Consider the following 13,064-nt stretch of genomic DNA (forward strand, 5'->3'; position numbering starts at 1 on the left):
AGTGGCGGTGGCGCGGTCAACGGGGATCGCGCCCCCCTACGGGCCCTGCAGGGAGGGACCATGGTGACGGACACCGCGGGACGACGGGAGCTCACGCTACCCGGGATCGTCCTCGGCGTGGGGATGGGCGGCTTCGTCGACGGCATCGCGTTGCACCAGGTGCTCCAGTGGCACCACATGCTGAGCAGCACGAACACCGACAACATCGGAGTGAGGTACTACTCGCCGCACACGGTGCCCGGCCTGGAGATGAACACGCTGTGGGACGGGCTGTTCCACGTGGTCACCTGGATCGCCGTGCTGGCCGGGCTCGGCCTGCTGTACTCGCGGGTCACGCACTCGCGCGGCCGGGTGTGGCGGTCGCGGGCGCTGTGGGGCTGGGGCCTGGTCGGCTGGGGCCTGTTCAACCTGGTCGAGGGCATCGTGGACCACCACGTGCTCGGCATCCATCACGTCCGCGGCGGCCCGTACCAGACGTGGTGGGACATCGGGTTCCTGGTCCTCGGCGCGCTGCTGGTCGCCGGAGGGCTGGCGCTCCAGCGGGGCGCGTCCCCGGTGGACCTGTGCGCGGACGCGTCCGCGCGGGACCACGCCTCCGCGCGGGGCGTGTGAGCCCCGTGCACGGGACGCAGCACGGCGGCGACGGCTGGACGACGGCCGCCGCCGCCCTGGTCATCGCGATGGCCGCCCTCTACCTCGCGGCGGCCGCGGCGCGCCGCGCGGAGCCGCGGGGCTGGAGCGGCCTCAGGACGGCGTGCTTCGCCGCGGGGGCCGCGCTGCTGGCGGCGGGGCTGCTGCCCCCGGTGGCCGCGTTCGCCGCGCACGACTTCCGCGGGCACATGCTCCAGCACCTGCTGATCGGCATGCTGGCCCCGCTCGGGCTGGTGCTCGGCGCGCCGGTCACGCTGCTGCTGCGGTCGCTGCCGCCCCGGGACGCGCGAGTGGTGGGCCGCGTGCTGCGCGGCCGGGCCGCGCACGTCCTGGCGGGCCCCTGGGCGGCGCTCGCGCTCAGCGTGGGCGGCATGGCCGCCCTGTACGCCACGCCGCTGTACGGGGCCGTCGCGGCGGACCCGCTCCTGCACCACCTGCTGCACGCGCACTTCGTGCTCTCCGGATGCCTGTTCGCCTGGGCGATCGCCGGCCCCGACCCCGCGCCGCGCAGGCCGCCGGTCCCGCACCGGCTCGTCGTGCTCGGCGTGGCCGTGGCCGCGCACGCCACGGTGGCGCAGCTCATGTACGCGGGCCTGCTGCCCCTGGACGTCCCGGCGGCGCAGCTGCGCGGCGCCGCCGAGATCATGTACTACGGCGGGGACGCGGCCGAGCTGCTGCTGGCCCTGGCCATGGTCGCCACCTGGCGCCCGGCCCGCCGCCGCGTCCCGGTGGCCCGCCCCGCCTGAGGCGTCCGGCCCGGCGCGGCGGGCATGGGAGGAGCATGGGAACCACCGCGCTCATCGTGATCGACATGCTCAGCCCATATGCGCACGAGGACGTCGAACTGCTGGAGAAGTCGGCGGAACGGGTCGTGCCGCCGCTGGCCCGCCTGGTCCGGCGGGCCCACGAGCGGGACGACGTCGAGCTGATCTACGTCAACGACAACTACGGGGACTTCACCGCGACCCGGGAGGACATCGAGGACCGCGCCCGCAAGGGCCGCAGGCCCGACCTGGTGGAGCCGCTGCTGCCGCCGCCGGACTGCGCGTTCCTGCCCAAGGTGCGGCACAGCGCCTTCTTCGGCACCCCGCTGGAGTACCTGCTGGCCCAGCGCCGGGTGGAGAACGTGCTGCTCACCGGGCAGGTCACCGAGCAGTGCGTCCTCTACACCGCGCTGGACGCCTACGTCCGCCACTACACGGTCCGCGTCCCGCGGGACTGCGTCGCCCACATCCACCCCGACCTCGCCGAGGCCGCGCTGACGATGATGGAGCGCAACATGCGCGCCGAGATCACCACGTCATCGGAGTGCCTCGACCTGACGTGACATCCGTCACGTCGGTGACATTTGACGTGCCCTTGAGCTTTGACGTGCGTCATCCCGGATAGGGACCGCAGACCGTGACCGTCACAGGAGGGAGCCGTCGTCATGACGGACGTGTCGAGCATCGGACCGCGGTCGGGGGACGATCGCCCGGTGCTGACCAACCGGCAGGGACACCCGATCCACGACAACCAGAACCAGCGGACGGTCGGCGCGCGTGGCCCGGCCACGCTGGAGAACTACCAGTTCCTGGAGAAGATCAGCCACTTCGACCGCGAACGCGTCCCCGAGCGCGTCGTGCACGCGCGGGGGGTCACGGCGTACGGGTTCTTCGAGGCGACCGGCCGGCTCGGGGACGAGCCGATCTCCCGCTACACCCGCGCCGCGCCGTTCCGCGGCCCCGGGAAGCGCACCGACGTCGCCGTGCGGTTCTCGACGGTGATCGGCGGGCGTGACTCCTCCGAGGCCGCCCGCGACCCGCGTGGCTTCGCCGTCAAGTTCTACACCGAGGACGGCAACTGGGACCTGGTCGGCAACAACCTCGCGGTGTTCTTCATCAGGGACGCGATCAAGTTCCCCGACGTCATCCACGCGCTGAAGCCCGACCCCGTGACGTTCCGGCAGGAGCCGAACCGGATCTTCGACTTCATGTCGCAGACGCCGGAGTGCATGCACATGCTGGTCAACCTGTTCAGCCCGCGTGGCATCCCCGCCGACTACCGCCACATGCAGGGGTTCGGCGTGAACACCTACAAGTGGGTGAACGAGCGCGGGGAGACACATCTGGTGAAGTACCACTGGATCCCCAAGCAGGGCGTCAGGAGCATGACCGAGGAGGACGCCGCGGCCGTCCAGGCGGGCGACCTCGGGCACGCCACCAAGGACCTGCAGGACGCGATCGACCGCGGCGACCACCCGGAGTGGGAGCTGCGCGTGCAGATCATGACCGACGAGGAGCACCCGGAGCTGGACTTCGACCCGCTCGACGACACCAAGGTGTGGCCGGAGAACGAGTTCCCCGCGCTGCCGGTCGGCCGGCTGGTCCTGAACAGCAACGTGCGGAACTTCTTCGCCGAGAACGAGCAGATCGCGTTCGGCACGGGCGTGCTGATCGACGGGCTGGACTTCTCCGACGACAAGATGCTCGTCGGGCGGACGTTCTCCTACAGCGACACCCAGCGCTACCGGGTCGGGCCGAACTACCTGCAGCTCCCGGTGAACCAGGCCAAGAACGCCGAGGTGCGCACCAACCAGCGCGACGGCCAGATGACCTACCACGTGGACGGGGAGGGCGAGAACCCGCACGTCAACTACGAGCCCTCCATCACCGGCGGGCTGCGGGAGGGCGAGTACCCGACCGAGGACGAGCAGGGGCCGGTCATCACCGGGCGGGTCACGCGCAAGCGCATCCCGCGCACCAACGACTATCTGCAGGCCGGGCAGCGCTACCTGCTGATGGAGCAGTGGGAGCGCGACGACCTGGTCCGCAACTTCGTCACGCTGCTCTCGCAGTGCGTGCGGCCGGTGCAGGAGCGCATGGTGTGGCACCTGCTGCTGGTCGAGGACGACCTCGGCCTGCGCGTGGGGGAGGGCCTCGGCATCGCGCCGGACGACGTCGCCCACCTGGAGCCGCTCGCGAGCCAGGACCTGACCGAGGAGGACCGCGAGCGCCTGTCCCACCTCGGCAAGAACGGCCCGCGCGACGTGACGGGGCTGACGATGACGCACTGCGTGCCCAACGAGCGCCATATCCCGTAGGGATCTTCTCGGACGCGGGCACGTCCGCCGTGCCGTCGGCGGGCACGCCGGACGCCGCCGCCCTGTCCAGGGCGGCGGCGTCGTCGTGACGGGCGGCGTTTGGCAGGGAGAGGGCCGGGAAGCGGCCGGGAACGGCGTTTCTTCCTGAAAGTGGTGCATTGCATGGCTACACACGACGTGGCGCGGGCGAAGGTGTCGGCCCGCGCGCCGCGAGGGCCCTTCGACCTGTCGGGACGCTCCTGGCGGTCGGTGCTGAAGCGCACCGTGAAGGAGTTCCAGGAGGACAAGGTCACCGACTGGGCGGCCGCGCTCACCTACTACGCGGTCCTGTCGATGTTCCCGGCGCTGCTCGCCGCGGTCTCCCTGCTCGGCCTGTTCGGCGAGTCCGCGACCCGGCCGCTGGTCGACAACCTCGCGGCGCTCGCCCCCGGCCCGGCCCGGGAGATCATCGACGGCGTGCTGCGCGCCATGCAGGACAGCCCGCGCGCCGCGGGCATCACCACGATCATCGGCATCGCGGTCGCGCTGTGGTCCGCCTCGGGGTACGTCGGGGCGTTCATGCGCGCGGCCAACGTCATGTACGAGATGCCGGAAGGGCGCCCGATCTGGAAGACCCTGCCGCTGCGCCTGGCCATCACCGCCGTCCTGGTCGTCCTGATGGCGGTGGGCGCGGTGGCGGTGGTCTTCACCGGCGGGCTCGCCGAGCAGGCGGGGCGGCTGCTCGGCCTCGGGGACACCGCGGTCACGGTGTGGGGGATCGCCAAGTGGCCGGTGCTGGTGCTCGTCGTCATGGCCGTCCTGGCCCTGCTCTACTGGGCGGCGCCGAACGTCAGCCAGCCGGGGCTGCGCTGGATCACGCCCGGCAGCACGCTCGCCGTCGTGCTGTGGATCGCCGCCTCGGCCGCGTTCGGCTTCTACGTCGCGAACTTCGCCTCCTACAGCAAGACCTACGCCGCCCTGGCCGGGGTCATCGTCTTCCTGGTGTGGCTGTGGATCACCAACATCGCCGTGCTGCTCGGCGTGGAGTTCGACGCGGAGCTGGCCAGGGGGCGCGCCATCGCCGCCGGGCACCCCGCCGGCGAGGAGCCGTACATCGAGCCGCGCGACACCCGCAAGATCCCGGACGAGGACAAGGAGGCGATCAGGAACGGGCTGGAATCCGGCATGGGGGAGAAGCCGTCCGCGCCGGAGTCCGGGCGGTAGCGTACGGGGTATGACCGGCATATCCCGGCAGGCCCGGCAGTGGAGGGTCCGGCGTGATTTCACCCTCCTGAAGTGGACGGCCGCGGCGGCGTTCTGCGTGCTCGGCGTCGTCGTGGGGGACCTGCGCGGCCTGATCCTCTGCGCGGGCGGCGCGCTGTTGCTCGGCGGGTTCGCCCTGCACGACGTGGTGGCGCCGGTGCGGCTCGCCGCCGACGACCAGGGGCTGACGGTGGTGACCGGGCTCGCCCGGCGCCGGCGGCTGCCGTGGCCGGAGGTCACCGGCATCCGCGTGGCGCGCACCGCGCGGTACGGGCTGAGCTGGGAGCTGCTGGAGATCGAGACCACCGAGAGCCTGCACCTCTTCTCGTCCTTCGAACTCGGCACCTCCTGCATGGCCGCCGCCGACGAGCTCTACCGCCTCCGGCCCGCCTGACCCGCTCCCTGGATCCCGTGGGAGACGCTCCTCGCCGAGGCGAAGCGCTGTTGGTGACCGCCCCCGCAGGGGCCACCGGCCTCGCCGGCAAGGGCCGTGGTCGCGGTGACGGCGGACCGGAGTCTCATACCGTCCGTCCTTTCCATGTGCACGGAGCCGTGGAGCCGATGGACGGCGGGCCGGCCATGAGGTGATGCACGACTCGGACTCACGATTCTTGTGGCTCTTGTGGAATGGCGGGCCGCCGTCGTCGTATATGGCCTCTCATTCCGTATGCGTGCACCATCGCCGGTTCCCGGACGGATCGGTCCCCGCGGCGGTGTCGCCGCCGATCATGGACTGTTCTCCTTTCGACGGGCACCTCATCGTGCACGGGGTCGCCGTCCATCCGTGGCCGGGAGCGGCGTGCGTCGATACCTGCTGTACAAAGCGGACCGTCGCACATAGGATGCCGAAGGTTTCAAGCGGCGTTCAGGCGCCGTTCTCGCGCTGCCAGTCGAAATCCGTTCCTGGGTCGGCGGAAGAATTGCTGAATATGGACTTCCGGATTCTCGGACCTCTCGAGATATTCGTTCATGGCCGGCCGGTCGAGGTGAAAGCGGCGAAGCAGAGGACGCTGCTCGCGCTCTTCCTGATGAGGCCGAACCAGGTCCTGTCCGCGGACGTCCTCGCCGACGAACTCTGGGGGGCACGGCCGCCCCGCACCGCCCGCGACACCCTCTACTCGCTGGTGTCGCGGTTGCGCGGTCAGATCGACGGCGCCGGGGCCAGGGCCGCCGAATGGGCCCTGACCTCCCACCCGCCCGGCTACCTGCTGCGCGTCGATCCCGCGGCGGTCGACGCGCACCGTTTCCTGGCCCTGACCACGGCGGCGCACCGCCTCACCGCCACACCCCCCGCCGGAGTGGCGGGTCGCCTGGACGAGGCCCTGCGACTGTGGCGCGGTGTCCCACTGGCCGACATCGCCCTCGGCCCCATGCTGGAGTCCTGGCGGAAAAGGCTGATCGACGACCGGTTGGCCGCCTTCGAGAAGTACGTCGAGGCACTGCTGCCGACCGGTGTGCCCCCGGAGACGCTCGACGAACTGCGGATGACGGCATCGGAGCACCCCTACCGCGAGGGGCTGTGGGAACTGCTGATGCGTGCGTTGCGGGCGGCGGGCCGGCGGGACGAGGCGCTGGCGGCGTACCGGGAGGCCAGGGCCGCTCTGTCCGGCGAACTGGGTATCGAACCCGGCCCCGGGTTGCGGCGCCTGCACCAGGAGGTCCTGAGCGGAGAGCCGGAGCACGGCGACGACGGCCCCCGGACGGGCGAGCCGCCGGCCGGAGACGGGACCGCGCCCGTACGGGAACAGGTGCCACGCCAGCTCCCCCGTGACCTGACCGCGTTCACGGGCAGGCGGGACGAGGTCGCCACGCTTCGCGGGCACCTGACCATGGCCGCCGCGGAGGCGGCTCCCGTGCTCATCGTCACCGGCCCCGCCGGGTCGGGCAAGTCCGCGCTGGCCGTCCATGTCGCCCACCAGGTCGCCGACGCCTACCCCGATGGGCAGCTCTACATCGACCTGTGCGGGGCCACTCCGGGACTGTCGCCGCTGTCACCGTCCACGGCCCTCGGCCGGATCCTGCGCGCGCTCGGCGTTCCCGGCGAGCACGTGCCCCTCGACGCCGGAGAGGCCGCGGGCCTCTACCGCACGAGAACCGCCACGGCCAGGCTGCTGCTGATCCTCGACAACGCCCGCGACGCGGCGCAGGTGCGGCCACTGCTGCCCGGTGGCGCGCGCAGCGCCGTGATGGTCACCAGCCGGATGAACCTGGCCCATCTTCCCGACGCCGTCTGCGTTCCCGTGGGCCCGATGCGACCCCAGGACGCCTGCCAGATGCTGAGCCGGGCCGGCGCCGCCCCGAGCGAGACGGCCGATGTCACGCGGCTGGCCGAACTGTGCGGGTTCCTGCCCCTGGCCCTGGCCGTGGCGGTCGCGCGGCTGACCGGGCAGCGGCACCTCGGCGTGGGCGAGCTGGTGCGGCGCATGGAGGACGGGCGCCGGCGCCTGAGCGAGCTGGCTGTCGGCGACCTGGAGGTACGCCGCAGCCTGGAGGTCAGCTACGTGACCATGACCCGGGACGGCCACGCCATGGACCGCGAGGCGGCCCGAGCCCTGCTGCTGCTCGCGTTGCTGCCCATCCCGGACATCGGCGTGGACGCCGCCGCCGCGCTGTTCGGTCAGACCCCCGCCGAGGCCGCCCGCACCCTGCAACGGCTGGTCGACGCCAACCTGCTCAACGACACCGCCCGGGACCGGTGGAGCATGCACGACCTGGTCAGGCTGTTCGCCAGGGAGAAGTCGGCCGGCGACCTGGCGAGCGGCCACTGGCCCGACCGGTTCGGCGCGATCCTGGACCACTACCTGGCCACCGCCCGGCTGGCCTTCCGGCTCATCGATCCGCACCGGGAGCAGTTCCCGGTCTCCGAGCCCACGGCTCCGGCGGCGCCGCTCGCGGACGCCGCGGACGCCAGGACGTGGTTCAGGACCGAACTCCCGGGCGCGGTCCGCCTGGCGGTCCAGGCGCTGAGCGAACCGGACCGGCCAGGGCACGCCGGAATGGCTCTGGCGGGAGCCCTGAGATGGATCCTCGATCGGGAGGATCACGTCGAGGAGTCGCTGACCATGTACGAACTGGCGCTGCAGGCGGCCCGGCGTCTCGGCGACCCCCAGGCCGAGATCTACGCCCTCGACCAGCTCGGCGGGATGCTCTACCGTCTCGGCCGGTACGACGAAGCCTGCCGGAACTATCTCCAGGAGCAGGAACTGTGCCGCCGTCACGGGGATCTGCGCGGGCAGACGCGGGCCCTGGGCAACCTGGGCCTCCTCTACGTCCGCATGCGCCGACCGGCCGAAGCGCTGGCCGTCGCGCGACGACAGCTGCGCTTCGCGGACGAGGGCGGCTGGGACGCCGCCCGGACCCACGCCCACATCATGCTCGGCATGTCCTACCTGAACCTCGGCGGGCACGATGACGCGGCAACGCACCTGTGCACGGCCGTGGACCAGGCGCGCGCCCGCGACGACCACTACCAGCTCGCGGCGGCGCTCAACTACCTGTCGCAGGTCCGGATAGCGATGGGCCAGGGGGAACGAGCGCGGGACCTGGCACGTCAGGGGCTCGGATACGCGCGGCTGATCGCCGACCGCAAGCAGGAGGCGTCGCTGCTCATCACCCTGGCCCGAGCGCACTCGATGACGGGAGACAGGCAGGCCGCCGAATCGGCCCTGACAACGGCCGGGCGGCTGGAAGACGCCCTGGACTCCCCGCTGGTGGACTACCTCGCCGGCGCACGCGCCGAGGTCGCCGCCGCACGGTGAACCCGGCGATCGCCGTGGCTGTGACACCCGGCGGCCACGGTTTCGGTCAGGGCGAGGTACGGTTCTCGACCACACCCGGATCGGACGGCGCGGCGGGCTTCTCGGACGTGTCCCGGGCGGAGGACGGGGCGGGCTCCTCGGCCGCGGCTCCGTAGGAGGCGTTCTCCTGGGCGAACCTGCGCAGCGCGCTGAAGACGACGTCGCCGAGCGCCGTCCAGATGACCGCGGTCTCCAGCAACGTGTCGGGATCGCGTTCCTGCCGGAGCTGTGCCAGGTCGGCCTCGGCCGCCTGGCGTGCCGCCCGCGCGTAGCCGTCCAGCAGCTTGAGCTGGTCGGTCTGGCCCAGCCTGAACAGCGTGGCGAGGGCGGAGGCGAGGGTCTGGCGGGCGGGGTTGGTGGCGCGGACCCGCCAGCCGAGCCGCTCGATCAGCTCGTCGGTGTGCCGGGTGGCGGCCTCCCACGCCTCGTCCTCGATCACCGGGCGCGGGGTGACCATGGCGAACTGCGCCTTGCCCGCCGAGTCGAGCACGCTCATGCCGGGCCCGTACATCTTGGCCAGGACCTCGCGGGTGGCGGCGACGCTGAGCCCGCCGACCTCGATGAGGGCCCTGACCAGCCGGAGGCGGCGGACGTGGGCCTCGGTGTACTGGGCCTGGTTGTGGCTGGTGCGCTCGCCGGGGAACAGGAGGCCCTCGCGCAGGTAGTACTTGATCGTGGGCACGGGCACGTCCGCGCGGCGGCTCAGCTCGGCGATGCGCATGGTCCTCCCTCGGGCCCGATCCGTGAGAGCCCTTGCGCAGTCTATCGAAAAGATAGTAGACAGTTCTCATATCCATATTGCGGCGGCGCGGGAGATGATCGTCTTGGAGTATCGGCCCTTCGGGCGGACCGGTCTCAAGGTCAGTCCTCTCTGCCTCGGCGCCATGATGTTCGGCCGGTGGGGCGGCAACGATCACGAGAGCTCATCCGCGATCATGCGCCGGGCCCTCGACGCCGGGATCAACTTCATCGACACCGCCGACGTCTACTCGGGCGGTGAATCGGAGGAGATCGTCGGCCGCTTCCTCGCCGAGAACGGCCTGCGCGACCGCGTCGTCCTCGCCACCAAGGTGCACGGCGCCATGGGCGACGACCCGAACAGCGCGGGCAACGGCCGCCGGTGGATCATCCGCGAGGTGGACGCCAGCCTGCGCCGCCTGCGCACCGACTGGATCGACCTGTACCAGATCCACCGGCCCGACCCCGCCGTGGACCTGGACGAGACGCTCGGCGCCCTCACCGACCTGGTGCGGGCCGGCAAGGTGCGCCACATCGGGACCTCGACGTTCCCCGCCCACCACCTGGTGGAGGCCCAGTGGGTCGCCGAGCGGCGCGGCCGGGAACGGTTCGCCGGCGAGCAGCCGCCGTACTCGCTCCTGGCGCGCGGCGTGGAGGCGGACGTGCTGCCGGTCTGCGAGCGGTACGGCATCGGGGTGCTGACCTGGAGCCCGCTGGCCGGCGGCTGGCTGACCGGCCGCTACCGCGAGGGGATCGAACTCCCCGGGAGCAGGCGGGCCGAGCTGCTCCCGGAGCGGTACGACCTGACGCTGGAGGCCAACCGCCGCAAGCTCGCCGCCACCGAGCGCCTCGCTCATCTGGCCGAGGAGTCCGGGATGACGCTGATCGAGCTGGCCCTGCGGTTCGTGCTCCACCATCCGGCCGTCAGCTCGGCCATCATCGGGCCCCGGACCATGCGACACCTGGAGGACCAGCTCACCGCCACCGACGCGGGCCTCACCGGCGACGTGCTCGACCGCGTCGACGCGATCGTCCCGCCCGGCGTGACGCTCAACCCGGCCGACGGCGGGTGGCGCCCGCCGTCCCTGGCCGACCCGTCCCTCCGCCGCAGGGGGTGACGCTCTAGACCGGCGCCGGCGGCGGTGCGGGCCCGTGGCAACCCACTCCGTCGCCGGCGCCTTTTCGTCCGATACATAGATAGTGACCAGTCCTACTATTCATATTGACCCGATTGCGGGGCGCACCGCCCGATCGGCGCCGCGTGCCCGCGTTCCAGGAGAGGAAATGTTCGCGAAACTAGGGCGGTTCTCCGCCAGACATCGTTTATGGGTCCTCGCGACAGCCGTCCTGTTCGTCGTCCTCGGCGGCGTGTGGGGCTCCGGCGCCGGCGGCATCCTCGGGGGAGGCGCCGGCCTGGACGCGCCCGGCAGCGAGTCCGCCGAGGCCAACCGCATCCTCGCCGGCAGCCTCGGCCGGCACGTCCCCGACGTCGTCGTCATCTACGAGAGCCCGGCCATGACCGTGGACGACCCGCGCTTCCGCCAGGCCGTCGAACAGGTCGCCGCCCGCATCCCCAAGGACGCCTACGTGCGGCTGGAGACCTACTGGTCCACCGGCTCGGCCGACTTCGTGTCCCGCGACAAGCACAAGACCTACCTCGCCCTCCAGCTCCCCGGAGCCACCGAGGAGGAGCAGGTCGTGGTGTACCGGGACATCGCCGGCCTGTTCGACGCCCCCGGCCTGACCGAGCGCCGCGGCGGGCTCACCGCCATCGGCGAGCAGTTCAACACCATCAACTCCCGCGACCTGTCCCGGGCCGAGCTGATCTCCTTCCCCTTCCTGATCCTCCTGCTCCTGCTCGTGTTCCGCGGCCTCGTCGCGGCGGCGCTGCCCCTGGCCGTCGCGGTCGTCGTCGCCGTCGGCTCCCTCAGCGTGCTGCGCGTGGTCGGCGGGATCGTCGACCTGTCCACGGCGGCCATCAACGTCGTCGTCATCCTCGGCCTCGGCCTCGCCACCGACTACGCGCTGCTCATCCTCACCCGGTTCCGCGAGGAGCTCGCCGCCGGGCGCACGGTCGACGACGCGGTGTCCCGCGCCATGGGCTCCGCGGGACGCACCGTGGCGGTCTCCGGCCTGACCGTCGCCGTCACGCTCGGCGGCCTGCTCGTCTTCCCCTCCCGCTTCCTCACCTCGCTCGCCTACTCCGGCGTGAGCGTCGTCCTGTTCGCCGTGCTCGCCGCGCTCACCGTGCTCCCCGCGCTGCTGCGCCTCATCGGCCGCCGGGTCGACGCGCTGCGCCTGCCGCTGCCCTGGCTCCGGCGCGACCGCCCGCAGGGCCGGCGCTGGTACCGCGTCGCGCACGGCGTCATGCGCAGGCCGTTCACCGTCGTCCTGGCCGTCGGCCTCGCGCTCGTCACGCTCGGGCTGCCGCTGCTCGGCGTCGTCTGGTCGCGGCCGGGGGAGTGGGCGATGCGGGGCGACGTCGACGGCGCCGCCGTCACCCGGCAGCTCGCCGAGGAGTTCCCCTACGACCCGACCAAGGTCATCACGACCGTGGTCCGCATGCCCGGCCCGGCCACCACGCCCGGCGCGCAGGCGGCGCTGGCCGACTTCACCCGGCGGCTCGGCCGGATCGGCGGAGTGGACCGTGCCGCGGTGACCGGCGCCTCGGGCGATCTGGCCCGCATCACGCTCGGCTACTCCAAGAGCTCCTACGGCGCGGAGATCCGGGAGGTCGTCGCCCGCCTACGCGCCGAACCCCCGCCCGCCGGCGCCACCGCGCTGTTCACCAACCGGCCCGCGTCCATCGCCGACATGCTCGACATGATCGGCCGCGGGCTGCCCTGGATGCTGCTCATCGTGGTCGTGGTCACGTTCGTGGTGATGTTCCTGGCCTTCGGGTCGGTCACGCTGCCGCTCAAGTCGATCGTCATGAACCTGCTGTCCCTGTCGGCCGCCTTCGGCGCGATGGTGCTGATCTTCCAGAACGGATTCCTGTCCGGCCTTCTCGGCTTCACCGCGCCCGGGTTCCTCGACGCCAACATGCCCGTCCTCATCGGGGCGGTCTCGTTCGGGCTGGCCATGGACTACGAGGTGTTCATGCTGGCGAGGATCCGCGAGGAGTACCTGCGCACCGGTGATCCCGTCGAGTCGGTGGCGCTCGGCGTCCGGCACACGGCGGGCGTCATCACCGCCGCCGCGCTCCTGCTCGGCGTCGTGCTGGCGGCCTTCGTCACCACCAGCGTCACGGTGATCAAGATGATCGGGGTCGGCTCGGTCATCGCCCTGCTCGTCGACGCCACCGTCGTCCGCGGCCTGCTGGTCCCGGCCACCATGCGCCTCCTCGGCCGCCACGCCTGGTGGGCCCCCGCCCCCCTGGCCCGCTGGTGGCTCCACCACGGCCTCCCAGAAGAATCCATCTCCACCCCACCCCCGCCCGCCCGGCACCCCACAAGCACGTCGGCGCCGGCATGAAACCGCTAAGCCGGGATATCCACTGGAAGTCCGAATGAATGAAGAAATTCCGGATTAGCGCAGTTAGTCCGAACCTGCGC

The 13,064-nt window shown here is 72.0% G+C and carries 10 protein-coding genes; 9 read left to right on the plus strand and 1 reads right to left on the minus strand.

What is annotated here, in order from left to right:
- Nucleotides 1-60 precede the first annotated feature (60 nt).
- The 7 genes from BJ981_RS23375 to BJ981_RS23405 all read left to right on the plus strand — a co-directional run bounded on the left by BJ981_RS23375 (nucleotide 61) and on the right by BJ981_RS23405 (nucleotide 8,733).
- The gene (locus BJ981_RS23375; protein ID WP_184613749.1) at nucleotides 61-612 is read left to right on the plus strand and encodes a DUF2243 domain-containing protein; all 552 of its coding nucleotides are present in this window, start codon (nucleotides 61-63) and stop codon (nucleotides 610-612) included.
- The gene (locus BJ981_RS23380; protein ID WP_239138996.1) at nucleotides 609-1,397 is read left to right on the plus strand and encodes a cytochrome c oxidase assembly protein; all 789 of its coding nucleotides are present in this window, start codon (nucleotides 609-611) and stop codon (nucleotides 1,395-1,397) included. The genes BJ981_RS23375 and BJ981_RS23380 overlap by 4 nt, the downstream gene beginning before the upstream one ends.
- Before the next feature lie 35 nt (nucleotides 1,398-1,432).
- Nucleotides 1,433-1,978 (plus strand): cysteine hydrolase family protein, encoded by a 546-nt coding sequence (locus BJ981_RS23385; RefSeq protein WP_184613751.1) that lies wholly within the window; start codon nucleotides 1,433-1,435, stop codon nucleotides 1,976-1,978.
- Nucleotides 1,979-2,080: 102 nt separating this feature from the next.
- The gene (locus tag BJ981_RS23390; protein WP_184613754.1) at nucleotides 2,081-3,733 is read left to right on the plus strand and encodes a catalase; all 1,653 of its coding nucleotides are present in this window, start codon (nucleotides 2,081-2,083) and stop codon (nucleotides 3,731-3,733) included.
- Nucleotides 3,734-3,895: 162 nt separating this feature from the next.
- Nucleotides 3,896-4,936 (plus strand): YihY/virulence factor BrkB family protein, encoded by a 1,041-nt coding sequence (locus BJ981_RS23395; protein WP_184613756.1) that lies wholly within the window; start codon nucleotides 3,896-3,898, stop codon nucleotides 4,934-4,936.
- A 10-nt stretch (nucleotides 4,937-4,946) separates the two neighbouring features.
- Complete coding sequence (locus BJ981_RS23400) at nucleotides 4,947-5,369, plus strand: PH domain-containing protein (protein WP_184613758.1); 423 nt, start codon at nucleotides 4,947-4,949, stop codon at nucleotides 5,367-5,369.
- Nucleotides 5,370-5,904: 535 nt separating this feature from the next.
- Nucleotides 5,905-8,733, plus strand: a complete 2,829-nt coding sequence (locus BJ981_RS23405) for an AfsR/SARP family transcriptional regulator (protein WP_260324674.1) — start codon at nucleotides 5,905-5,907, stop codon at nucleotides 8,731-8,733.
- A gap of 46 nt (nucleotides 8,734-8,779) precedes the next feature.
- Here the strand turns inward: BJ981_RS23405 and BJ981_RS23410 are convergent, their stop codons facing one another.
- On the minus strand, nucleotides 8,780-9,493 hold the full coding sequence (locus BJ981_RS23410; RefSeq protein ID WP_184613762.1) for a MerR family transcriptional regulator: 714 nt from the start codon (nucleotides 9,491-9,493) through the stop codon (nucleotides 8,780-8,782).
- Between the two features lie 103 nt (nucleotides 9,494-9,596).
- Here BJ981_RS23410 and BJ981_RS23415 point away from each other — a divergent pair, with 103 nt between their 5' ends.
- A complete protein-coding gene (locus tag BJ981_RS23415; RefSeq protein WP_184613764.1) occupies nucleotides 9,597-10,628 on the plus strand; it encodes an aldo/keto reductase in 1,032 nt (343 codons plus the stop codon).
- Nucleotides 10,629-10,794: 166 nt separating this feature from the next.
- The gene (locus tag BJ981_RS23420; protein ID WP_184613765.1) at nucleotides 10,795-12,984 is read left to right on the plus strand and encodes an MMPL family transporter; all 2,190 of its coding nucleotides are present in this window, start codon (nucleotides 10,795-10,797) and stop codon (nucleotides 12,982-12,984) included.
- The last annotated feature ends 80 nt before the right edge of the window (nucleotides 12,985-13,064 follow it).

It is taken from the genome of Sphaerisporangium krabiense (assembly GCF_014200435.1).
GTDB lineage: Bacteria > Actinomycetota > Actinomycetes > Streptosporangiales > Streptosporangiaceae > Sphaerisporangium > Sphaerisporangium krabiense.

Excerpts from the sequence above, each read along its gene's own strand:
- BJ981_RS23420 (WP_184613765.1), top strand. The coding sequence starts at position 10,795 with ATGTTCGCGAAACTAGGGCGGTTCTCCGCCAGACATCGTTTATGGGTC.
- BJ981_RS23395 (WP_184613756.1), top strand. The coding sequence starts at position 3,896 with ATGGCTACACACGACGTGGCGCGGGCGAAGGTGTCGGCCCGCGCGCCG.
- BJ981_RS23375 (WP_184613749.1), top strand. The coding sequence starts at position 61 with ATGGTGACGGACACCGCGGGACGACGGGAGCTCACGCTACCCGGGATC.
- BJ981_RS23390 (WP_184613754.1), top strand. The coding sequence starts at position 2,081 with ATGACGGACGTGTCGAGCATCGGACCGCGGTCGGGGGACGATCGCCCG.
- BJ981_RS23405 (WP_260324674.1), top strand. The coding sequence starts at position 5,905 with ATGGACTTCCGGATTCTCGGACCTCTCGAGATATTCGTTCATGGCCGG.
- BJ981_RS23400 (WP_184613758.1), top strand. The coding sequence starts at position 4,947 with ATGACCGGCATATCCCGGCAGGCCCGGCAGTGGAGGGTCCGGCGTGAT.
- BJ981_RS23410 (WP_184613762.1), bottom strand. The coding sequence starts at position 9,493 with ATGCGCATCGCCGAGCTGAGCCGCCGCGCGGACGTGCCCGTGCCCACG.
- BJ981_RS23385 (WP_184613751.1), top strand. The coding sequence starts at position 1,433 with ATGGGAACCACCGCGCTCATCGTGATCGACATGCTCAGCCCATATGCG.